Source organism: Glaciihabitans arcticus, assembly GCF_004310685.1.
In the GTDB taxonomy this organism is placed as follows: Bacteria; Actinomycetota; Actinomycetes; order Actinomycetales; family Microbacteriaceae; genus Conyzicola; species Conyzicola arctica.
Genome location: NZ_SISG01000002.1, coordinates 95,343 through 119,208, shown reverse-complemented (window position 1 = coordinate 119,208; position 23,866 = coordinate 95,343). Strand labels below are relative to the sequence as shown.

The window sequence follows — 23,866 nt, the reverse complement described above, 5'->3', positions numbered from 1 at the left end:
CCTATCCTTTGACGGCGCCGGTGAGGCCGCCGACGATGCGGCGTTCGGCGATGGTGAAGAAGACGAGCGCGGGAAGCATCGCCAGCGAGGTGAAGGCGAGCACCATGGCGGTGTCCTGGGAGTACTGCGTCGAGAATGCCTGCACGCCGAGCGGAAGGGTGAACGACGTCGGGTCGCTCAGCACCAGCAGCGGCAGTAGGTACGCGTTCCAGCTGCCCACGAACGCGAGCACCCCGACCGTCACGAGCCCTGGCCCGGATAGCGGCAACAGGATGCGGAAGAAGAACCCGATCCGGCTGGTGCCGTCGATAGCCGCCGCGTCTTCGAGCTCGCCGGGGATGGCGCGCAGGAAGGGCACGAGGATCACGATGGTGACCGGCAGTGCGAAAGCGACCTGCGGAATGATGACCCCGGCGAGGGAGCCGAGCAGCCCGAGGTTCTGCAGCATGAGGTAGAGCGGCACGATCGCGACCGTGATCGGGAACAGTAGCCCGACAGTGAACAGCAGGTAGAGGCCATTGCGTGCCCGGAACTCGTAGCGGGCGAGAACGAAGGCCGCCATCACGCCGAGCAGCACGACTCCCGCGGTTGTCGCGAGCGCCGTGATCGCGCTGTTGGCCGCCTGGCTCCAGAAGGTCGGAGAGGCGAGCACACTCGCATAGTTGTCGAGCACCCACGGGGCCGGCAGCGCGTTCGGGTTCGCCGTGAGCTGCCCCGTGGTGCGGAACCCGCCGATGACGAGATAGATCACCGGTGCGACGGTGAGCCCGACCGCGAGGAGCGCGACGAGGTAGATGACGGGCTGGCTCCAGTCGAAGCCGCGCCGTGCCGTGGTCGTTCGGGACATCTCAGCCCACCCCTCTGGTCAGTGCACCCTCGGTGTCGCGGCGGAGAACGAAACGCTGGTAGATGAGCGCGAAGGTGAAGGAGATGACGAAGAGGATGACCGCTATCGCGCTGCCGAATCCCAGCTGCGACCGCTGGAAGCCGAACTGGATCATGTAGGTGGCCATCGTGCTCGACGCATTCGCCGGTCCACCGCCGGTCATCACCCACACCATGTCGAAGAGCTGCAGCGATCCGATGATGGAGAGGAACGCCCAGATGCGGATGGTTGGTCCGAGCAGCGGGATGGTGATGTGCCGTTGCACCTGCCACCAGCTCGCGCCGTCGATCTGCGCTGCCTCGGTGAGCTCCTCGGGCACACCCTGCAGCCCGGCAAGAAAAAGGATGATCGCAAATCCGACGTACTTCCAACTGACCACGGCGAGCAGCGTCCAGATCACGACGTTGAGATCGGCGAGCCATAGCTGGCGCAGGTCGCCCAGGCCCACGGCTTCCATCACTGCATCAAACGGTCCCTGCGGTTGCAGGATGAGCAGCCAGGCGACCGCCGAGATGACTTCGCTGAGCACATACGGGATGAAGATGATCACCCGGAAGATCGACCGCCCCCTCATGGCGCGGTTGAGCAGAAGGGCGACGCCGATCGCAATGGGGCCCTGCACGACGAGGGAGGCAACGACGAAGAACAGGTTATGGCCCATGGCCCCGATGAACACCGGGTCGGAGAGCGCGCGCGTGTAGTTGTCTAGGCCGACGAAGTCTTCGAGCGGACCGAGGCCGTTCCACTTGTACACGCTGTAGTAGGCGGCGAGCACAACGGGCAGCAACACGAAGCCTACGTACACGAGCAGAGCCGGTGCCACGAACAGCACGATCTCGAGACTCTTGCGTCGGCTGCCTCTGCCGGTGCGGCGCACTGTCGGGGTCGATGGGGAAGTGTCGGACTCGGCCGCCGGCCGCGCGTTGGCGCGACCGGCGGCACTGTCCCGACGGGTGTCCGTGGCGAGCACGGTGGGGTCGGTGGGCGTCATACTCGCCTACTGGGTCGCAGCAGCGTCGTTCATCGCCTTCACGATGTCCTTCGAGCTGGCCTGGCCGGCGAACATGTTGGCGATCGCGTCGTTCATGGCACCACCGACCGTCGGACCGTAGGAGGTGTCGAGCCAGAGCTGCACGTAGGTCGCGTTGTTGCGTCCCTCGAGCAGAGCCTGCATGTTCGGGTCGCTGACACCGGCTTCCGCACCCGCGGTCACCGGGAGTCCCGCGCCGGTCTCGGCGAATCGAGTCTGCACGTCGACGCTCGAGATGTACTTGAGCAGGTCGACGCACTCCGGCGGAGCCTGCACCGAGCAGGAGAACCCGTCACCGCCACCGAGGGCAGCGGTCGCGTCACCGGATGAACCGGGAATGGCCGGGAAGTTGAACCAGCCGAGGTCGTCACCGAGTCCCTTGCCGTCCTCCGTCAGTCCCATCATCTGGCCGGGGTTCCAGTGGCCCATGAGCTCCATGCCGGCCTTGCCGTTGGCAAGCAGGCCCGCAGAGCTGGTGGCGCCCTTCTGGGCGGAGGTGGCCAGGAAGCCCTCCTGGAACGGCTCCGTCTCGAGGAACGCCTCGAGGTCGTCGCCGGCGTCGACGAAGCAGGAATCGCTGAAGTCGAGGTCGACCGCGGCAGTCTTCAACGTGTCGGGGGAGCAGGACTTCAACGCGAAGTTGTACCAGTAGTGTGCGGCCGGCCACTTGTCGCCGGCACCGACGACCACCGGGGTGATATCCGCATCCTTCAGCTTGTCGATCGCGTCGTCGAGCTCGTCGAGCGTGGTCGGCGTGCCTTCGATGCCGGCGTCGGCGAACAGGGCCTTGTTGTACCAGAAGCCTTCGATGCCGAGGCTGAACGGGAGGCCGTAGGTCTTGCCGTCGACCTGCCATCCGGCAACCGAACCGCCGATGGAGTCAAGCTCGGGGCCGACCTCGTCGGAGATGTCCATGACGCGACCGGCCTCCACCTGTGCCGCGAGTTCGCCGCCTCCCCATTGCTGGAAAAGGTCGGGCGGGTTCGAGCCGCGCAGCGCGTTGGGAATCTTGGTGCGCTGGAGTTCCTCATTCTGCACGGCCTCGATGGTGACCGTGACACCGGGATTGGCCGCTTCGAACTCGTCGGCGACGGACTGCCAGAAGCCATTGAGCGGCTCACCGGTTCCGTTGTGCCACCAGGTGAGTTCGACGTCGCCGTCGGCATTCTGCTGGCCCGGGGCGCAGGCAGTGGTGCCGGCGAGTGCGAGTGCCGCAATGGCTCCCGTCGCGAGCAACCTGCGTGTGCTGCGTGTGTTCATCGTTGAACGCCTCTCGAAAGTTTCGACATCTGCGTCGAAAATGATTAGGATGGGTCGAGCATAAGCAGGACTAGGCTGATGCACAAGTTGTTCGTGGCAACAAATAGGAATTGGTGAGAATGGTCTCGGGGTCCGATCGCGTCAAGCTCGGGGAATTAGCTGATGAGGCGGGGGTTTCCCTATCGACTGTCTCCAAGGTTCTCAATGGGCGCACTGACGTGTCGGCGGTGACACGAGCCCGCGTCGAAGAGATCCTGGATCGCCAGGGTTATCAGCGTCGGGTCGGCCTCCCCAATCGCGGATCGCTCATCGAGCTGGTGTTCCCCGAACTCGAGACGGCGTGGGCGATGGAGATCATCCGCGGCGTCGAGAATATCGCCCGTCAGAACGGCCTCAGCGTCGTTCTCACGGAGTCGGGCGACCGGCACTCGCCGTCGGCCGACTGGGTGGTCGGAGTGGTGCGACGCCGGCCCGTCGGCGTGGTGCTGGTCTTCTCCGACCTCGCCGAGGAGGCGAAGGCGCAGCTGCGATCGCGTGCGATCCCGTTCGTCATCATCGACCCTGCCGGCGACCCCGCTCCCGACGTTCCCTCGGTCGGCTCCGCGAACTGGTCGGGTGGCCTGATGGCGACCCGGCACCTCATCGAACTCGGTCACACCCGCATCGCGGCGATCACCGGCCGCGACGACATGATGTGCTCCTTCGCCCGCGTCGACGGCTACCGTTCGGCGATGAACGCAGCGGGCATCCCGGTCGACGAGCGGTTCGTGCGCTTCGGAAACTTCCAGGTCGACGGCGGTCGGGAGATCGCGCTCGAGTTGCTCTCCGGTCCCGACCGTCCGACCGCGATCTTCGCGGGCAGCGACCTGCAGGCCCTCGGCGTGATCGAGGCGGCACGCACGCTCGGCATCCAGATCCCCAGCGAGCTCTCCCTGGTCGGGTACGACGACCTTCAACTCGCCCAGTGGTCGAGCCCCGCGCTCACGACCATCCACCAGCCGCTCACCAAGATGGCCGAGGAGGCCGCGCGACTGGTCGTGCGTATGGGTGAGGGTGAACTCGAGTCGATCCCGCGCATGGATCTCGCAACGCGTCTTGTGGTGCGCGAGAGCACCGCACCGCCGCAGGTCTAGGAGCGCGCGCGGTACTGCTCGAGAATGACCGGGCGGTGATCGGGCGCGGGCGCCGCCGCGAGCTCAAGCTCCCAATCCGGCAGCTCGCGCGTGAGGATCCACGCCGCCTGGCGCGCTGCCCCCGCCGCGACATACTCACCCGGTTTCGGGATGACGACCGGCGCATCGAAGACCTGCGCGGCGATCGCCTGTACTGCCCCGTTCTGGGCGGCACCACCGATGAGCAGGATGCGCTCGGCGACCACCCCGTTGGACTCGAGCGCGGCAAGGCCGTCGGCGAGGGCGCTGAGCATTCCCTCGATCGCGGCCCTGGCCAGGTTCGGGCGGGAAGTCGAGGCCAGGGACATCCCGAACAGGCTTGCCGTGGCGTTCGGAAGGTTGGGGGTGCGCTCTCCTTCGAAGTAGGGCTGCAGCACGAGGCCGTCCGCTCCAGCGGGTGCCTCGAGCGCGAGCGTGCCGAGCTCGGTGTGGTCGACGCCGAGCAGGCCGGCGATCGAGTCGAGAATGCGCGCGGCGTTGAGGGTGGCGACGAGCGGGAGGTAGAGGCCGGTGGCATCCGCGAAGCCCGCGACCGTGCCGGACTCGTCCAGCGCGGGCTCGGCGGAGACCGCGAAAACCGTACCGCTCGTGCCGATCGAGACGATCACGTCGCCGGCTCCACCACCCAGGCCAAGGGCGGCGCCGGCGTTGTCACCTGCGCCCGGACCGACCAGCGTCGCGGTGTCACCGACCGTGCCGACGCACTCGTCGGGTGCGGCAACGCGGGGCAGGATCACGTCGTGACCCAGCGCCCGCACCAGCAGGTCGCGGTCGTACTCGCCGCGCTCGGCGCTGAAGTACGAGGTGCCGCTCGCGTCCGAACGGTCGGTGACCAGCTCGTCGAGCTGGGCGTTCTCCGGCCCGAATCCGCGCAACCGCCAGGTCAGCCAGTCGTGCGGGAGCGCGACAGCCGCGACCAGAGCCGCATTCTCCGGCTCGTTGTCGCGCAGCCAGCGCAGTTTCGTCGCCGTGAAACTTGCGACCGGCACGCTGCCGGTGCGGGACGCGAAATCCGCAGCCCCCACCTCGGCGATCAGGTCGCTCGCGGCCGGGGCGGAACGTGTGTCGTTCCAGAGGAGCGCGGGGCGGATCACCCGCCCCGCGACATCCAGAACCACCATGCCGTGCTGCTGCCCCGCGATCGAGACGGCCGCGACGTCGTCGAGCCCGCCCGCCGCCGCGATCGCCTGTTGCAGCGCGACCCACCAGCTTTCCGGGTCGACCTCGCTGCCATCGGGATGGGCGGCACGCCCCTCCCTCACGATCGCGCCAGACACGAGGTCGCGCACGATCACCTTGCAGCTCTGGGTGGAGCTGTCGACGCCGGCTACCAGGGGCATAACTTCTTCCTTCGTTCGCTGCTCTCGACCGTTGGGCTGGGTGGTGCTTCCTTGGTCGATCTCGCCATAGGTGCGGGTCGGCTTTTAGAGGTGCGCACAAGGTCGCGAAGCTAGGGGTGTCCCTACTGCGCGCGCGGGATAAAAGGTCCGCAGGAATTTTTATCCGCGCGCGCCCATGAGGTGCTCCATGGCCAGCTGCTGCAGGCGCACGAAGCCGAAGCCCTTGCCGTCGAAGTAGGCGGCCGAGTCGAAGTCCTCGTAGGAGGAGCGGTCGGCGATGAGGGCGTCGTAGCTCTCGCCGTCGTTCAGCGTCGGGGTGTTGACCTCGTCCACCTTCGCGGCGAGCAGCGCCTCCTGCACCTCGGGGTCGGCGCGGAAGGCTCCGGCACGCTCCTTGAGCAGCAGGTACATGCGCATGTTCGCGGAGACCGAATCCCAGACACCGGTGATGTCCTCGGTGCGCGACGGCTTGTAGTCGAAGTGGCGGGGCCCGGTGTAGGTCTTGCCGCCATCCTTTCCGCCGAACTCGAGCAGGTCGACGAGCGAGAATGCGTTCTGCAGGTCGCCGTGGCCAAAGACCAGGTCCTGGTCGAACTTCACGCCGCGCTGGCCGTTGAGGTCGATGTGGAACAGCTTGTCGGAGTACAGCGCCTGGGCGATGCCGTGCGTGTAGTTGAGGCCCGCCATCTGCTCGTGACCGGTCTCCGGGTTGAGGCCGACCATCTCGGGGCGCGCGAGCGTCGCGATGAAGGCGAGCGCGTGCCCGACCGTCGGCAGCAGGATGTCTCCGCGCGGCTCGTTCGGCTTCGGCTCGATCGCGAACTTCAGGTCATAGCCCTTGTCGGTCACGTAGTCGCCGAGCAGGTCGACGGCCTCGCGGTAGCGCTCGAGCGCTCCGCGGATGTCCTTCGCGGCGTCGTACTCGCTGCCCTCACGGCCACCCCACATAACGAAGGTCTTGGCGCCGAGCTCGGCGGCGAGGTCGATGTTGCGGATGACCTTGCGCAGCGCGAAGCGACGCACGGCGCGGTCGTTCGAGGTGAAGCCGCCGTCCTTGAAGACGGGGTGGCTGAACAGGTTGGTGGTGATCATCGGGATAATGATGCCCGTGTCGGCGAGAGCCTTCTTGAGGCGGTCGATCTCCGTCTGGCGCTCGGCCTCGGTCGCCTCGAACGGAAACAGGTCGTCGTCGTGGAACGTCATACCGTACGCACCGAGTTCGCTCAGTTTGTTGACCGCGGTCACGGTGTCGATGTGCGCGCGGGTCGGTCCGCCGAACTGGTCCTGGGCGTTCCAGCCGAGGGTCCACAGGCCGAACGAGAACTTGTCGTCGCGAGTAGGGGTGAGAGTCATGACAGGAACCTTCTTAATCGGTGACGGAAAAGGGTAAGAACGAGGGGATCAGGTGGTGCTGCGCGAGCCGCGTGAGGCGAAGCGCTGCTGGATCAGAACGGCGGCAATGATGATCGCGCCCTTCGTGATGGCCTGCACCGAGGTGTTGAGGTTGTTGAGGAAGAAGATGTTGATGAGCACGTTGAAGATCAGGATGCCCAGCACGGTACCCACGATTGAACCGCGTCCACCGATCAGCAGCGTTCCTCCGACGACCACCGCGGCGATCGCGTCGAGCTCGTACAGCGTGCCGTGCGTGGAGGTACCGGCGCCGGTACGGCCGAGGATCATCACCGCTGCGATGCCCGAGGTGACGCCCGAGAGGATGTAGACGTAGACCATGTGGCGCTTCACGTTGATACCGGCGAGGCGTGCGGCTTCGTGGTTGCCGCCGATGGCGACCGTGCGGCGGCCGAAGGTGGTGCGATTGAGCAGGATCCAGCCGGCGATGGCGACGATTACGAACATCCAGATCAGGTTCGGTACGCCGAAGACGTCGCCGCGGGTGAACTCGAGGAAGCCGCGCACGTTGACGCCCTGGGTCGTGCGGTTGGACAGGATCTCGGCGAGGGCTCGGGCGGCCAGCAGCATGGCGAGGGTCGTCATAAATGCGACGACCTTGCCGTAGGCGATGATCACACCGTTCACCGCGCCGGCGAGAGCGCCGACGGCGATGGCGATGATGATCATGAGCGGCCACCAGCCCGTGGCCGCCAACTGCACCGCGGCCATGGTGGCGACGATCGAGCTGAGGCCGAGTACGGAGCCGACCGAGAGGTCGATGCCGCCCGCGATGATGACGAACGTCATGCCGATCGAGATGACACCGGTGATCGAGGCGAGGCGCAGGATCGAGAGCACGTTCTGGAAGCTCGCGAAGCGGTCGCCGGCCGTCACCGTTCCGATGATGATCAGGATGATGAGCGCGACGACGAGGCCGATGTTGCGTCCGGCCGAGCTCGCGAGGAAGCGGCGGATCGCGGCGACCGTCGGGTTCTGGGGGCGCGCGGTGTCAGGGTGGAGGCTGACCTCAGCGGGCGGGGTGGTCTGCTCGCTCACGCGGCACTTCCTTTCATCACCAGGTCGAGAACCCCTGACTCATCGATTTCACTGGACTTCACACTGGTGAGCACTTCGCCGTCGGCGATGACGAGAACGTGATCGGCGAGGCCGAGCACCTCCTCGATCTCGCTCGAGACGACAACGATTGCGGTTCCGGCTGCCGCGAGTTCGCGGATCAGGCCGTAGATGTCGGCACGGGCGCCGACGTCGACGCCACGCGTCGGCTCGTCGAGCAGCAGCACCTTGGTGCCGTGCACGAGCCAGCGGGCGAGCATGACCTTCTGCTGGTTTCCGCCGGAGAGCAGGCCCGCGGCACGGTCGGGGTCGGCCGGGCGCAGTTCGAGAGCTTCGAGCTGGGTGCGCGAGGTGCGACGCTCGAGGCCTTCGCGCAGCCATCCGAACGACGCGAACCGCGCGAACGACGACAGGGTCACGTTGCGGTAGATGGGCTCCTCGAGGAGGAGACCCTGGCTCTTGCGTTCCTCGGGGGAGAGGCCGATGCCGCTCGCGACGGCGGCGGGCACCGAGTTGGAGCGGATCTTCCTGCCGCTCACCTCGACGGTTCCGCTGCTGCGCAGCGCGCCGTAGATGGCTTCGAGGATCTCGGACCGGCCGGAACCGACGAGCCCCGCGAGGCCGACGATCTCCCCGGCCCGCACGCTGAAGCTGAGGGGAGTGAAGACGTTCTTGACCGCGAGGTCGGTGACGGTGAGCACCTCGGGGGCGTCATCCCGAATCGCTTGGGCGGGTGGGAAGACGTTCGCGATGTCGCGGCCGGTCATGAGCTTGATGAGCTCGGGCGTTGACGTCGTGGCGACGTCGAGGCCGCCGGCCATGCTGCGGCCGTCCTTGATGACCGTGATGCGGTCGCCGATCTCGCGGATCTCGGCGAGACGGTGCGAGATGTAGACGACGGCGATGCCCTCGCGGGTGAGGTCCTCGACCACGCGGAAGAGGTTCTTGACCTCTTCGGAGTCGAGCACGGCGCTCGGCTCATCCATGATGATGAGCTTGATGTCGCGGGACAGCGCGCGGGCCATCGAGACGATCTGCTTGTTCGCGGGGGAGAGCGAGCCGACCTCGGTCGTGGGGGAGAGGTCGCCGTGGCCGAGGCGCTTCAGTAGTTCGCGTGTGCGCTTGTTAGCCTCGCCGGAACGGAGGTAGCCGACCGTGGCCAGCTCGTGGCCGAGGAAGATGTTCTCGGCGATGGTGAGACCGTCGACGACGTCGAGTTCCTGGTACATCGTCGCGATGCCCATGCCGAGCGCTTCGGTCGGGCCGCCGATGGTGACCGGCTCTCCGAGCCAGGTGAACTCGCCCTCGTCGGGCGTGTAGACACCGGAGAGGATTTTGATGAGCGTGGACTTGCCGGCGCCGTTCTGGCCGAGTACACAGTGCACTTCACCCGGAAGGATCGACAGGTCGACGCCTTTGAGCGCCTGTACTCCGGCGAAAGCTTTTGTGGCGCCCCGTACCTCCAGCAGGGGTGTCCCATGGTCGACTTTGATCATTCACGCAACATAACAGGTTTTGAGGGCTCTGGCGAGAGAAATCCGGGCCGTCAACCGCTTTCCGCCCCATTAATGGGGCACTGAGTCGGCGGGCCACTAGTAATAGCTGTATGTCGGGATGTCTCGACTCGCGACCGATTTTCCCCGAGATCCGGCACTCTTCCGCCAAGTTGCGGGGAGCGTGGCACCGCTCCCATGGCAGCAATCAACTGGTGTCGGCCCTCGCGGCAATGCTGACCCCTCGCAAGCGACTTTCGACGATTCTCAAAATAAGCCTGTGTGTGTGGGCATTTGTTCTGTTATGTTGCATGAAACGTCAATGCGGACACGAGTGATGCAGAACGGCCTGAGTGCCGGAAAGCTCGCCAATGGCACCTCCTCATTGGCTCAAGAGATATCTGCAATTCACTTATCAAGGAGGAAGTACATGCTGGCAACACGCAAGCTCCGCCGCAATCTGTTCATCACGGCGGGTGCAACGTTCGCCGTTGCCGCGCTGCTGACGGGCTGCACCGCAGCACCCGGCACCGGAACCCAGACGGGCGGTGGAACCGTCGAAGGCAACGAGGCTACGGGTGACACCATCGTCATCGGCTTCTCCGGCCCCGCGGCCGACCACGGATGGCTCGGCGCCATCAACTCGGCCGCCAAGGCCGAGGCCGAGAAGTACCCGGACATCGACCTCAAGATCGCGGAGGGCACGAACGACGCCAGCCTGCAGATCAGCCAGGTCGAGGGCTTCATCAACGACAAGGTCGACGCCATCGTGCTTCTGCCCACCGATGGTGCTGCACTCACCGAGGTAGCGATCAAGGCGATGGAGGCCGGTATCCCGGTCATCAACGTGGACCGCGAGTTCTCGAGCACCTTCGCCGCACGCGTCACCATCCTCGGTGACAACTTCGGCATGGGTGTGACCGCCGGTACCTACATCTGCGAGCAGCTCGGCGACAACCCCGACGCGATCGTCGCAGAGGTCGCCGGCATCGACTCCCTTCCGCTCACGCAGCAGCGCAGCGAGGGATTCGCCACGGCACTCGAGGACTGTGGACTCAAGGTGAACAACCGCGTTGCGGCTGACTTCACCATCGCCGGTGGAGAAGCCGTCACCTCGCAGCTGCTCCAGGCCGCTCCGAAGATCGACGCCATCTGGAACCACGATGACGACCAGGGTGTCGGTGTCCTCGCGGCAATCGACGCAGCCGGCCGTGACGAGTTCTTCATGGTGGGTGGCGCGGGTTCGCGTGCGGCCATGGACGCGATCCAGGCCGACAGCGGAGTGCTCAAGGCAACCGTCATCTACCCGTCGACGCAGGCTGCTGACGGAATCCGTCTCGCCCGCCTCGTCGCGCAGGGCAAGTCGCTGAGCGACATCGTCGAGGTCGAGGTGCCGTCGCGCATCGTGCTGAACGCGCCGATCGTCACGAAGGACAACGTCGACAAGTTCATCGACTTCTCCTTCACATAACGAGAACAGTAGTAAGGGGTGCCCGCACGGTTCGCCGTGCGGGCACCCACCCCCGACTCCCCAGCCCTACCCGTCAGCAGAAAGAATCCGACCAACATGACACAGGCACAGGGCCGCTTGCGAGTGGCGATGGTGGGCTACGGCTTTATGGGAGCAGCACATTCCCAGGGGTGGCGCGTCGCCCCCCGATTCTTCGATCTTCCGGCCACGCCGACGATGGACATTCTCGTCGGGCGCAATGCCGAAGCCGTCTCTGCCGCCGCTGACAAGTGGGGCTGGGCCGAGACCGCGACCGATTGGCGCGAGGTGATCGCCCGCGACGACGTGGACGTCATCGACATCGTGACCCCCGGCGACTCCCACGCGGAGATCGCCATCGCCGCCCTCGAGGCGGGCAAGCACGTGCTGTGCGAGAAGCCCCTGGCCAACTCCGTCGAAGAAGCGCGATTGATGGCGGATGCCGCGGCGCACGCAGCGGAACGCGGCGTGTACGCCATGGTCGGCTTCACCTACCGACGGGTCCCCGCCGCGACCTTCGCGCGTGACCTCGTGGCGGCCGGCAGGCTCGGCGAGATCTACCAGGTGCGCGCGAGCTACCTGCAGGACTGGCTCATCGACCCGGAGGCCCCGCTGGCCTGGCGCCTGCAGAAGCACCTCGCGGGATCCGGTGCGCTCGGCGACATCGGCGCCCACGCTGTCGACCTCGCGCAGTACGTCACGGGATCCTCGCTCGCGAGTGTCTCCGGAACGATCGACACGATCATCAGGGAACGCCCGCTCGCCGAGAACGCCCACGGACTGTCCGCGACGGCATCGACCGAGCGTGGCGAGGTGACCGTCGACGACATCGCCCTGTTCACGGGTCGATTCGAGAGCGGTGTGCTCGGCAGCTTCGAGGCCACGCGCTTCAGCACCGGCCGCAAGAACGCGCTGCGCCTCGAGGTATCCGGATCGAAGGGCGCGCTGTCGTTCGATCTCGAGAACCTCAACTCCCTCGAGTTCTACGACGCGACGCTGCCGGCCGGAACGCAGGGCTTCAGTACCATCCAGGTCACCGAGCCGGAACATCCCTACATTGCGGCCTGGTGGCCGGCCGGTCACACGCTGGGCTACGAGCACGGGTTCGCGCATCAGGCGAAGGACTTCGTCGAGGCCGTGGCCGCGGGCTCCCAGCCCACCCCGTCGTTCGCGGACGGCCTGCAGGTTCAGCAGGTGCTCGCGGCAGTGGAATCCAGTTCAGACAGCGGAAGCGCCTGGACAAACGTTACCGACCAGAAGTAGGAGTAGTCATGGCTCGCCCCATCACCCTGTTCACCGGCCAGTGGGCCGACCTCCCCTTCGAAGAGGTGGCGAAGCTCGCCTCCGGCTGGGGCTACGACGGCCTCGAGATCGCCTGCTGGGGCGACCACCTCGATCCGTGGCGCTGGGACGAACCGGGCTACGTGGAGGGCAAGCTCGCGCTGCTCGAGAAGTACAACCTCAAGGTCTACGCGATCTCGAACCACCTCAAGGGCCAGGCGGTCTGCGACGACCCGATCGACCAGCGTCACCGCGACATCCTGCCCGACGTCGTCTGGGGCGATGGAAACCCGGAAGGTGTGCGCCAGCGCGCGGCCGAGGAGATGAAGAACACCGCCCGTCTCGCAGCCTCGCTCGGCGTGAAGACGGTCATCGGTTTCACCGGTTCGTCGATCTGGAAGTACGTCGCGATGTTCCCGCCGGTCTCCCAGGAGGCGATCGATGCCGGCTACCAGGACTTCGCCGACCGCTGGAACCCGATCCTCGACGTCTTCGACGAGGTCGGCGTGCGGTTCGCCCACGAGGTGCACCCGAGCGAGATCGCCTACGACTACTACACGACGGTTCGCGCCCTCGAAGCCATCGGCCACCGCGAGGCGTTCGGTCTCAACTGGGACCCCTCGCACATGGTCTGGCAGGAGATCGACCCCGTCGGATTCCTCTGGGACTTCAAGGACCGCATCTACCACGTGGACTGCAAGGACACGAAGATGCGCGCGAAGGACGGGCGCAGTGGACGCCTCGGTTCGCACCTCGCCTGGGCCGACGGCCGCCGCGGCTGGGACTTCATCTCGACCGGTCACGGCGACGTGCCGTGGGAGGCGTCGTTCCGCATGCTCAATCAGATCGGCTACGACGGCCCCATCTCCGTGGAGTGGGAGGACGCCGGCATGGATCGCCTGATCGGTGCGCCCGAGGCGCTCGAGTTCGTGCGTCGCCTTGCCTTCGACGCGCCCTCCGCCGCCTTCGACGCCGCCTTCAGCTCCAAGTAGGGCGAGTCGCGGCGGGGATGACGTGGTGATGTCGGGGGACGCCCCCGTCGTGGGTCGACACGGGAGCGCGAGCTCCAGCGAGACGACCAGGCGGGCAAACCTCTCCCTTGTGCTCTCGCTCGTGCACCACTCGGGCGCGCTCAGTCGCGCCGAGATCACGCGCATGACCGGACTCAATCGCTCCACCATCGCCACGCTCGTCGCCCACCTCGGCGAGCTCGGGCTCGTCTACGAGACGGCGGCGGCCACGCCGGCACAGATCGGCAGGCCGAGCCCGACGGTGCGCGCGACGTCATCCACAGCTGCGATCGCGGTGAACCCCGAGATCGATGCCGTGACGATCGGGCTGGTCGGGCTGGGCGGCGAAGTGATCCGCAAGATCCGGTTCGCGACCGAGCAGGCTCCGTCGGCACGCGAGGTCGCCAACATCACGGCGGCGATAGTCGAGGGTATGCGCACGGAGCTCGAGCAGAGCTATCGCATCGTCGGCATCGGGGTCGCCGTGCCCGGGCTCACGCGGGCCGACGACGGCGTGGTGAGCTACGCACCGCACCTCGGCTGGCGCGACGAGCCGATCGCGGCCATGATCGCCGAGGCGACGGGCTTCGCGGTGAGCGCGGCCAACGACGCCTCGCTCGGCGCAGGAGCCGAGCTGCTGTTCGGTGCGGGCAAGGGCTCGCACGACCTCATCTACCTGAACGGCGGCGCGAGCGGCATCGGCGGCGGGGTCATCAGCAACGGTGTGCTGCGCACGGGCCGCAACGGCTATGCCGGCGAACTCGGCCACACGCTCGTCAACTCGGCGGGTGTGGCCTGCCATTGTGGTGCGAGTGGATGTCTCGAAACCGAGGTCTCGCTTGCTCGCCTCCAGCGGCTCGTCGGACTGGCAGGCGCCGATCTCGAGGTCGTCGAAGCCGCGCTGCACGCGGGGACCCCGGAGCTCGTGCTCCCCGAGATCCATCGACAGCTCGACTTCCTCGCGATCGCCCTGCGCAACGCGGTGAACGTCTTCAACCCCGAGCGGGTGATCCTGGGCGGGTTCCTCGCGACGGTTTTCTCGCTCGCACCCGACTACCTCATCGACCGAGTCACATCGTTGTCCCTGCACGGTCCGGGCGAGGTCGTGCAGATCTCGCGCGCCGTGCTGGGCACTAACATCCTGATGATCGGGGCGGCAGAACTCGCACTCTCCGGGGTGCTCGCAGACCCTCTGCTGCTTGCCGTAGAGCCCGTCGCCTGAGTCGTCGATCTCCCCCAAACGGGTGGGAAACCAGACCCAATTGTTGTATGTCAGGATTTAGCCAAACCCCGACTTTATAGTGCTCAAAACCGCAATTCGAAACTTTCTTTTGATATTGCTTGACGAACAACAAATAGAGGCGCTAGCGTCGGCTCCACGAAGCCTGTCGCCGTTGACGTTCCGTTGCGGTGTCGGGTTCCCCGACCATCTCGAGGAGAACAACGGTGTTCACTTTTTCCGGCCGCACGATCCTGACAAGGCCGCTCGCTCTCGTAGCCAGCCTCGCCCTGTCCCTCTCGGTACTTGTACCCGTCTCGCAGGCAGCGTCGGCCCAGCCTGCCGCTGCCGCGCCGGCCGCTCCGGCAGTAGAAGCCGCCGCAGCGGGAGACTTCAAGGTGCTGGTCTTCTCGAAGACAGCGGGCTTCGCGCACAGTGCGCGGGATGAGGCCGAGCAGGCCATCGTCGCCCTCGGTGCCGCCAACAACTTCGATGTGGTCATCGACTCCGACGCGGCCCGCTTCACCGAGGCCGGGCTCGCAGAATTCGACGCCGTGGTGTTCAACTCGACGACCGGCGACGTGCTCGACCCCACACAGCAGGCCGCCTTCGAGGCGTACATCCAGGGCGGCGGCGGCTTCGTCGGACTGCACTCGGCGACCGACACCGAATACGACTGGGACTGGTACCGCCAGCTCGTCGGCGGCTACTTCGAGAGCCACCCCGACCAGCAGAATGCGACGATCAAGGTGGAAGACCACGTGCACCCGTCGACGGCGCACCTCGGAGACACCTGGCAGCGCTTCGATGAGTGGTACAACATCCGTAACCAGGACCGCGACAAGATCCACGTGCTGCTCTCCCTTGATGAGAAGAGCTACCAGGGCGGCGCCGACGGTGCCGAGCACCCCATCGCGTGGTGCCAGGACTTCGATGGCGGACGCAGCTGGTACACCGGGCTCGGCCACACCGAGGCCTCGTACACCGAAGCCGCGTTCCTCACCCACCTCCTCGGCGGCATCGAGACCGCGGCCGGAGTAGTAGCCGCCAGCTGCGGCGCCTCGCAGACCTCGAGCTACGAGCTCGTGCCGCTCGACGAGAACACCTCCAACCCGATGCTCCTCGACGTGGCCGACGACGGATCGGTGTTCTACGCCGAGCGCGACGGCCGGCTGCGCCTCATCGACCCGACCACCAATGTCACCACCACCGTCATGACCCTCCCGGTCACGATCGCCAACGAAGACGGGCTGCTCGGCATCATCCTCGACCCCGACTTCACCACCAACGGCTGGATCTACGCGTACTGGGGTCCATCGGCGGTCGGTAGTGAAGGTCCGCACAACAGGCTCAGCCGCTTCACCTACGACTTCACCTCGAAGACCGCGGCACTGAACACCGAGAAGTACCTGCTCAAGGTCGTCACGCAGCGCAATACCTGCTGCCACGCCGGCGGCGACATGGAGTTCGACAACGAGGGCAACCTGATCCTCGTCACCGGTGACAACACCAATCCGTTCGAGTCCTCGGGCTTCAACCCGATCGACGAGCGCGTGGGCCACGAGGACTACGACGCCCAGCGCTCCTCCGGTAACACCAACGACCTTCGCGGCAAGGTGCTGCGCATCACGCCCCAGGATGACGGCACCTACACCGTGCCCGCCGGCAACCTGTTCGCGGCGAACACGGCCCTCACGCGTCCCGAGATCTATGGCATGGGATTCCGTAACCCGTTCCGCATCGGTATCGATCCGAAGACGAACAACATCATCGTCGCCGACTACGGCCCCGACTCCAACGCGGCGAGCGCCACACGCGGACCGGACGGCCGCGTCGAGTGGAACCTGCTCACCGAGGCCGGCAACTACGGCTGGCCGTACTGCCACTCGAACACCTGCTACAACGACTTCAACTTCGAGACGAACGCCTCGGGTGCCGTCTTCAACCCGAACGCCCTCGTGAACAACTCTCCGAACAACACCGGTCTCACGAACCTGCCGCCGGCCAAGTCCGCAACGGTCTGGTACGGCTACGGCACCAACCCGCTCTTCCCCGAGATCGGTGGAGGTGGAGCGCCCATGGGCGGTCCCGTCTACCGCTTCGACGAGGACCTCGACTCCGACGTCAAGTGGCCCGAGTACTGGGACGGCAAGGCTCTCTTCGGTGAGTGGAACCAGGGCAAGATGTACTCGTTCCAGCTCGACACCCCCACCGGCGACACCGTCGTCGACATCAACCGAATCCTGCCCGGAATCTTCGACAACAACGCCGGCTGGGCGCGTCCGATGGACTTCCAGTTCGGACCCGACGGTGCGCTCTACGTGATCGACTGGGGCTCGGGCTTCGGTGGCAACAACGACGACTCGGGCATCTACAAGGTCAACTACACCAAGGGTGACCCGTCGCCGATCGCCAGGGGCTCGGCCGACGTGACCGATGGCGCCGGACCGCTCACCGTGAAGTTCGATTCGACCGGTACACGTCATCCTCTCTCGAAGCCGATCACCCTGCAGTGGACGTTCGGCGACGGCTCCGACCCCGTGAGTACCCCGAACCCGACGCACACCTACCAGCTGAACGGCGAATACACCGCCCAGCTGCTCGTGACCGACTCGGACGGCAAGACGGCGACCGCTAACGTGACGATCGTCGTGGGCAACCAGCGGCCGGTGGTGACGATCAACTTCCCCGACGACGGCGGATTCTTCGAATTCGGCGACCAGGTGCGCTACGAGGTGTCGGTCGTCGACCCCGACGGCGATTTCGACTGTGACGCCGTCACGCTGACACCCGCCCTCGGCCACGACTCGCACGCCCACCCCATGGAGGAGCTCGAGGGCTGCGAGGGATTCCTGCAGACCTCCCGCGATGACGGACACGGCGCCGAGGCGAACCTGTTCTGGGTCGTCGAGGCCCGTTACACCGACGACGGTGGAGCCGCGAACGTGCCCCTCCAGGGCTTCGCGCTCCAGGTGCTGCAGCCGAAGCGACTGCAGTCGGAGTTCTTCACCTCGACCGGACGCGTGGGCGGCACCGGCGGCCCCGACGACGGGGTGCGCATCGAGACCACGAGCGACACGGCAGGCGGAGGCAGCAACATCGGCTTCGTCGAGACCAACGACTGGTGGGCTCACGAGCCCGCGAGCCTGCTCAACATCGAGACGCTCACCCTGCGTGCGGCCAACCCCAATGAGACCGGCATCGTCTCGGCGCGCTGGGGCTCGCCGACCGGTACCGAGCTCGGTCAGTTCACCATCACCAACACGGGCGGCTGGCAGGCTTACCAGGACTTCAGCCTTACCCTGCCCGACGTGGTGCCGACCGGCACCGGCGGACTGTTCTTCGTGCTGCTGAATGGCGGCGTGAACGTCAACTGGCTCGAGGTGAGCGGCGCAGGAGTCACCTCCAACGTGCGACCGACGCTGGCACTGGATGCCTCGCCTCTCGCCGGCCCGGCCCCGCTCGTTGTGGATGCCGAGGCAACGGCTACCGACCCCGACGGCGACACGGCGTCCCTCGTCTACAGGTGGAACAAGGGAGAGGGTGCGGGCCTCGAGGTCGGCACCGCAGCCCAGTCCTTCACCTACACGACACCGGGCACCTACCGCCTGACCGTTCGTGCCACAGACGCCCTCGGCGCCTACCAGGAGAAGTACGTGACGGTCATCGTCACCGACCCGCTCACCGGTATGTGCCTCCAGGGTCGCTCAGACGGCTTCGACGGCACTGTGCTCGATGAGGAACGCTGGCCGACGGTCATCCGCCGCAACCAGGACATCGCCGTCGACAACGGACACCTGGTGATCCCCGCGTCGAAGACCGACATCTACGGCACCGACCCGGGAACCGTCAGCAACATCGTGCTGCAGCCCCTGCAGTCCGGTGCGTGGCAGGCGACCACCAAGGTCACTATCCCTGCTCGTGCCCAGTACCAGCAGGCCGGACTCATCGTCTACGGCGATGACAATAACTACGTGAAGATGGTGATCCAGGGTCGCAGTGCCGCCCCTGACGCCGCCCAGCGTGTGATCCAGTTCGCCATCGAGAAGGGCGGCACGGCAACCGAGACCAACAGCTCCAATCTCGGTACCGCGTTCCCCGACACCGTCTACCTGCGCCTCACCAGCAACGGCACGACGATCACCGGTTCGTACTCGGACAACGGCATCGACTACACGTCGCTGCCGGCCAGCCCGGACTTCACCGCGATCGCGAACCCGAAGATCGGCCTGACGTCCTTTGCGAACAGCGGTTCGCTGCCGGGCATCATCAACGCCGAGTTCGACTGGTTCACGATCACGCCCGACGAGACGGCAGTCGCCGGCCCCGACGACGAGTTCGACGGAACCAGCCTCAACGGCTGCCGCTGGCAGGTGCTGCGCGAGAGCGCGGGCGACTACCGCGTCTCCGATGGATCGCTGCGCATCGACACCAGCCCGCTCGACATCTACGGCGCTGACACCGGGGCTCGCAACTTCGTGCTCCAGGACCAGCCCGAGGGCGACTGGGTAGTCGAGACCAAGGTCGACGGAAGCCTGCTCGACCGCCAGTACCAGCAGGGCGGAATCATCCTGCACGCGGACGACGACAACTACGTGAAGCTCGACATCCTCTCTACCAACACCGCGGGCAGCGCCATCACCCGCAACCTGGAGCTGCGGAGCGAGATTAACGGAGTAGTGCAGGAGCCGCAGCAGAACGCCGACGAGCCGGAGAACGCGATCGTGTACCTGCGACTCGGCAAGACCGGCAACGTCGTCACGGGCTGGCACAGCGCGAACGGAACGGACTGGACACAGTTCGCCCAGACGCTCACCAACCCGGGCCTGAACAACGCGAAGATCGGGCTTTTCGCCCTCGGCGCTCCCGTTCAGACCGCGGTCGGCACCGTTGGGTTCGAGTACTTCCGGGTAGTCCCGCCCGCCGCACCGCTGACCGTGACGGCGACCGTTGATCCTGCGGCTCCGACGGCCTCCGGCTGGTACGACGGTGATGTCTCAGTCACCCTCGCCACCGAGGGCGGCCTCGACACCGTCTACCGCGAGTTCGCGCTCGACGGCGGCATCTGGCAGGAGTACACCACCCCGGTGATCGTCTCCGAGTCGGGCAGTCACTCGCTCGCCTACCGCGCGACGTCGGGCGGTGACGCGACCGACGAGGCCACCGTCACCTTCAAGATCGACACCGATGCGCCGGTCTCCAGTGCGACAGTGGATGAGGTTGCGCGTTCGGTCACGTTGCGCGCCGCAGACGCGGGCAGCGGGCTCGCCCGTATCGAGTACTCGCAGGGCGACACCGCCTGGCTGCCCTACACGGCACCGGTTGTGGTCGGCGACGCCCTCAGCACCGTGAAGTTCCGTGCGGTGGACAAGGCGGGCAACGTCGAGGCGACCAACGCAGCGACCGTTCCCGCGGTCGGCATCGTGCTGACGCCGAGCGCGACGGCGGCGCTCGCTGCCTCGGGCAAGGTCGTCTACGGCGCCGCACACTCGGTCACGGTTCGGGTCAGCGGCCCGGGCGCCACACCGACCGGATCGGTGGACGTGGTGCTCGGCAACGTGTCGGTCGGCACCGCAGTCCTCGTGAACGGTCGAGCTACCGTCGCGGTCAACCGCACAGCGCTGCTGCCAGGGGTGAGCACGCTGAGCGTGCGCTACTCGGGTGACGCGGTGTTCGAGGCATCCACCGATACCGTCGAGGTGACCGTTGTGAAGGCGACCTCCAAGGTGACGGCCAAGGTGGTCAAGAAGATCGTCTACAGCGGCACCCGGCACGTGTTCACTGTCAAGGTGACCTCCTCGGCGCCGGTCACCGGAACCATCACCATCAAGAAGGGCACGAAGGTCGTGGCCTCCGGTTTCTCGGTAGTGAACGGTGTCGCCAAGGTCAGTCTCGCCAAGGGACTGCCGATCGGGACGCATAAGCTGACCGTGCACTACTCCGGCAGCGACGGGGTGGCCGGCAGCAAGACCGGTTCGATCACGGTGACGGTGAAGCGTCGATGATGCGAACACTGGTCCGCATGATCGTGACGATCGTCGCGGCGGGGGCGCTGCTCGTGGGGGTGGCGCTCCCCGCCGCGGCCCACGGCGGCGCGATCCACCTGCAGGTGGTCACCGACGGCGCGGGTGGCGTATCCGTCACCCCGACCTTCGAACGCGACGGGCATCCCGTCGAGGAGCTCGTCGACCCGGTGCTCACGGCCACGTCCGCCTCGGGCAAGAAGGTCGGTCCGGTTCAGCTGGTCTCCTCCGCCGAGGGTGTGGGCGTCTGGGTCACCGAGTCACCGGTGCTCGAGGAGGGTACCTGGATCGTCACCGTCGAGGTCACCACCCCGAGCGCGGCGACGGCGTCGACCGAGATCGTCGTCGCTCCGTTGGCGGAGCCCATCGTGGGCGAACAGGTGGTGCCGGTGGCTCCGGATGCCACTCCGCCCATGTTCCCGTGGGTGCTCACGATCAGCGCACTCCTCGTCGTGACGGCCCTCGTGCTGCTCGCCCTGCGGCTGCGACGACGTGCGACCACTCGCGCGGCCGGAGAGCTCGTCTCCCGCTGAATCCTCAATTTAGAATCGCCCCTTTCTTGCGATACTGTGCCGTGCACGAGAAATACCGGTTTCGGTAGCGCAGGGGAGGGGTGATTTTATGGCTCGACAGCCCGTTTCACCGCGCGCCCCCGGGGATGTACGCGGAAACAACCTCGATGTTGTTCGTCGCCACAATCTCTCGATCGTGCTGGGTCTTGTGCACGCCGAGGGCTCCGTCTCGCGCGCTGAACTCACGCGCCGCACTTCGTTGAACCGCTCTACCATCGCCGCTCTTGTCGCCGAGCTCGTGCAGCTCGGTCTTGTTCTCGAGACAGAACCTGACGCCACCAACCAGGTCGGCCGTCCGAGCCTCGTCATCGTGCCGAGCGACAAGCTCGTCGCGATCTCTGTCTATCCCGAACTCGACGCCGTCACCATCGGCCTCGTCGCCCTCGGCCACCGCGTGCTGCGCACCGTGCGATACGACAACGTGCGCGTTCCCTCGGCTCGCGAGGTGGTCAATATCGTGGGCGCCGTGGTGGCGGGCATGCGCGGCGAGCTCGACGAGCGCTTCCGGGTTGCGGGTATCGGCGTCGCCGTGCCCGGACTCGTGGGCGTCAGCGACGGGGTCGTGAGCCTCGCGCCGCACCTCGACTGGCACAACGAGCCGCTCGCCGACATGCTGCAGGAGGCGACCGGCTACCCGGTCTGGGCCGCCAACGACGCGACGGCGGGAGCGATCGCCGAGGCCCGCTTCGGTTCCGGTCGCGGCGTCGACGACCTCATCTACCTCAACGGCGGAGCGAGTGGCATCGGCGGTGGCGTCGTCTCGAGCGGCACCCTGCTCGGTGGCGCCTCGGGCTTTGCCGGCGAGCTCGGCCACACCCTCGTCAACAGCGAGGGCGAGCTGTGCCACTGCGGTGCGACGGGATGCCTCGAAACCGAGGTACGGCGCGCGCCCCTGCTCGACGCTCTCGGTCTCGCTCCCGGCCAGGCCGCAGCCCTCGACGAGACTCTCGTCGCCGCCTGGGCCGCCGGGCCATCGCCGGAGCTCAGAGAGCTCGTCGAACGACAACTGCGTTTTCTCGGTGTGGCGCTCGCAGGCTTCACGAATATGTTCAACCCCCGACTCATCGTGCTCGGCGGATTCCTCGGCAGCCTGCTCGAGGTCTCCGGCGACGGGCTTCTCGAGGCCGTGCGCGGGCGGGCCATCATCGGATCACGCGACAACGTGGAGATCACCCGCTCGACCTTCGGCTCCAACCTGCTGATGATCGGCGCGGCCGAACTGGCACTCGCCGGAGTGCTCGCAGACCCCGCCGGATAAAACTTCCACGCGGTGGGAATGGCGCGGGACGCCCCGCGGTTGGGTCCCGAGGGGAAGGGACCTCTTTGACTACCGTTGTACACCCGGGGGATTCGCTCACTCCGCGCCAGAAGCTCGTCTATATCGTTGTGCTCGGAGCGCTCACCGCGCTCGGACCGTTCACCATCGACCTCTACCTCCCCGCGTTCCCGGTGCTCGAGGCCGACCTCGGCGTGACATCCGCAGCCATTCAACTCACCCTGACCGCGACGACCATCGGTTTCGCGCTCGGACAGCTGTTCGTCGGACCGTGGAGTGACAAGGTCGGTCGGCGGGTTCCCCTGATCGTCGCGACCTCCGTGCACATCATCGCGAGCTTCGGTGTGGCGCTCGCCCCGGACATCTTCTGGGTCGGTGTGTTCCGGGTGCTGCAGGGCGTCGGCGCTGCAGGCGGTGGCGTTGTGGCCATGGCGATGGTGCGCGACCTGTTCGGCGGGCTGCCGCTCGTGCGTATGCTGTCGCGCCTCGCGCTGGTGAGCGGCCTCGCCCCGATCCTCGCACCGCTGATCGGCTCGCAGCTGCTGCGTTTCATCGACTGGCGCGGCATCTTCTGGTTCCTCACCGCCTACGGCCTGCTCGTCATCCTCGCTGCGATCTTCTTCATCGTCGAGACGCTGCCGGCGGCACGGCGCGGTGACCGTGGGCACAGCACGACCCGCGAGCGCTATAAGGCGCTGTTCAGCGACCGGGTCTTCGTGGGAGTCACGATCATCGCGGGCATGACCTTCTCGGGGCTCTTCGCGTACCTCTCCGCCTCGCCGTTCCTGTTCCAGGACTTCTACGGTCTCGACGCGCAGCAGTATGGCTTCCTGTTCGCCGTCAACTCTCTCGGTGTCGTTGCGGGCGTGCAGATCAGCGCGCGGCTCGCGCGTCGCATCGGGCCGCAGTGGATCCTGCTCGGTGCCGTCTCGGGAATGCTCGTCTCGGCTCTCGTGATCGTCGGCGTCAACCTCGCGGGCGGCGGGCTCGTCGGCGTGCTGATCCCGCTGTGGTTCTTCATCCTGTCCTGCGGGTTCGCGTTCCCGTGCCAGCAGGTGCTCGCGCTCGCCGGTCACGGCGGGGAGGCGGCGACCGCCGCGTCGCTGATGGGAGCCGTCAACTTCGGTCTCGCCGGACTCATCTCGCCGATCGTCGGCCTGCTCGGAATCCACGTCGTCGCGATGGGCGGTGTGATGGCCGTGACCTCGGTCGTGTCGCTCTTCTCCATGTGGATTCTGGTGCGGCCGCGAACTGTACCCGCATTGGCCCGCTGACCGATCGGTCGGTTTTGCGGGTGCCCGCTTCCCCCTATCCTTGTGAGCAATACACAACGACTACCCCCGTTG

Annotated in this window: 16 protein-coding genes; 9 read left to right on the top strand and 7 right to left on the bottom strand. The window is 66.5% G+C overall.

What is annotated here, in order from left to right; genetic code table 11:
• Position 1 precedes the first annotated feature (1 nt).
• Genes EYE40_RS14735 through EYE40_RS14725 form a run of 3 tightly spaced genes read right to left on the bottom strand, consistent with a single transcriptional unit; the run spans position 2 to position 3,176 of the window.
• A complete protein-coding gene (locus EYE40_RS14735) occupies positions 2-847 on the bottom strand; it encodes a carbohydrate ABC transporter permease (protein ID WP_130983030.1) in 846 nt (281 codons plus the stop codon).
• Between the two features lies 1 nt (position 848).
• Positions 849-1,877: a carbohydrate ABC transporter permease gene (locus EYE40_RS14730; protein ID WP_130983029.1), complete on the bottom strand. Its 1,029-nt coding sequence runs from the start codon at positions 1,875-1,877 to the stop codon at positions 849-851.
• A 6-nt stretch (positions 1,878-1,883) separates the two neighbouring features.
• On the bottom strand, positions 1,884-3,176 hold the full coding sequence (locus tag EYE40_RS14725) for an ABC transporter substrate-binding protein (RefSeq protein ID WP_130983028.1): 1,293 nt from the start codon (positions 3,174-3,176) through the stop codon (positions 1,884-1,886).
• A gap of 119 nt (positions 3,177-3,295) precedes the next feature.
• On the opposite strand from EYE40_RS14725, the gene EYE40_RS14720 reads away from it, so the two are divergent.
• Positions 3,296-4,309, top strand: a complete 1,014-nt coding sequence (locus EYE40_RS14720; protein ID WP_130983027.1) for a LacI family DNA-binding transcriptional regulator — start codon at positions 3,296-3,298, stop codon at positions 4,307-4,309.
• Here EYE40_RS14720 and xylB read toward each other — a convergent pair.
• From xylB to EYE40_RS14700, 4 genes are all read right to left on the bottom strand, one after another.
• A complete protein-coding gene (gene xylB / locus EYE40_RS14715) occupies positions 4,306-5,688 on the bottom strand; it encodes a xylulokinase (RefSeq protein ID WP_130983026.1) in 1,383 nt (460 codons plus the stop codon). The genes EYE40_RS14720 and xylB overlap by 4 nt on opposite strands.
• Positions 5,689-5,847: 159 nt before the next feature.
• Positions 5,848-7,041, bottom strand: coding sequence for a xylose isomerase (gene xylA / locus EYE40_RS14710; RefSeq protein ID WP_130983025.1), 1,194 nt, complete (start codon positions 7,039-7,041; stop codon positions 5,848-5,850).
• Between the two features lie 48 nt (positions 7,042-7,089).
• Positions 7,090-8,139, bottom strand: coding sequence for an ABC transporter permease (locus tag EYE40_RS14705; RefSeq protein ID WP_130983024.1), 1,050 nt, complete (start codon positions 8,137-8,139; stop codon positions 7,090-7,092).
• Positions 8,136-9,653, bottom strand: a complete 1,518-nt coding sequence (locus tag EYE40_RS14700; protein WP_130983023.1) for a sugar ABC transporter ATP-binding protein — start codon at positions 9,651-9,653, stop codon at positions 8,136-8,138. Before EYE40_RS14700 ends, EYE40_RS14705 begins: the two co-directional genes overlap by 4 nt.
• Positions 9,654-10,080: 427 nt before the next feature.
• Between EYE40_RS14700 and EYE40_RS14695 the strand changes: the two genes are divergently transcribed.
• The 8 genes from EYE40_RS14695 (at position 10,081) to EYE40_RS14660 (ending at position 23,794) form a co-directional block, all read left to right on the top strand.
• Positions 10,081-11,121, top strand: a complete 1,041-nt coding sequence (locus EYE40_RS14695) for a substrate-binding domain-containing protein (RefSeq protein WP_130983022.1) — start codon at positions 10,081-10,083, stop codon at positions 11,119-11,121.
• Between the two features lie 129 nt (positions 11,122-11,250).
• Entirely contained in the window at positions 11,251-12,402 is a 1,152-nt protein-coding gene (locus EYE40_RS14690; protein ID WP_130983145.1) for a Gfo/Idh/MocA family protein, read from the top strand.
• A gap of 8 nt (positions 12,403-12,410) precedes the next feature.
• Positions 12,411-13,412: a sugar phosphate isomerase/epimerase family protein gene (locus EYE40_RS14685; RefSeq protein WP_130983021.1), complete on the top strand. Its 1,002-nt coding sequence runs from the start codon at positions 12,411-12,413 to the stop codon at positions 13,410-13,412.
• A 28-nt stretch (positions 13,413-13,440) separates the two neighbouring features.
• Positions 13,441-14,652: an ROK family transcriptional regulator gene (locus tag EYE40_RS14680; protein WP_130983020.1), complete on the top strand. Its 1,212-nt coding sequence runs from the start codon at positions 13,441-13,443 to the stop codon at positions 14,650-14,652.
• 224 nt (positions 14,653-14,876) lie between these two features.
• Positions 14,877-20,654, top strand: a complete 5,778-nt coding sequence (locus tag EYE40_RS14675; protein ID WP_130983019.1) for a ThuA domain-containing protein — start codon at positions 14,877-14,879, stop codon at positions 20,652-20,654.
• The gene (locus tag EYE40_RS14670) at positions 20,651-21,205 is read left to right on the top strand and encodes a hypothetical protein (protein ID WP_130983018.1); all 555 of its coding nucleotides are present in this window, start codon (positions 20,651-20,653) and stop codon (positions 21,203-21,205) included. Before EYE40_RS14675 ends, EYE40_RS14670 begins: the two co-directional genes overlap by 4 nt.
• Before the next feature lie 88 nt (positions 21,206-21,293).
• Entirely contained in the window at positions 21,294-22,502 is a 1,209-nt protein-coding gene (locus EYE40_RS14665) for an ROK family transcriptional regulator (protein ID WP_130983017.1), read from the top strand.
• Positions 22,503-22,567: 65 nt separating this feature from the next.
• Entirely contained in the window at positions 22,568-23,794 is a 1,227-nt protein-coding gene (locus EYE40_RS14660) for a multidrug effflux MFS transporter (protein ID WP_130983016.1), read from the top strand.
• Positions 23,795-23,866: the final 72 nt, after the last annotated feature.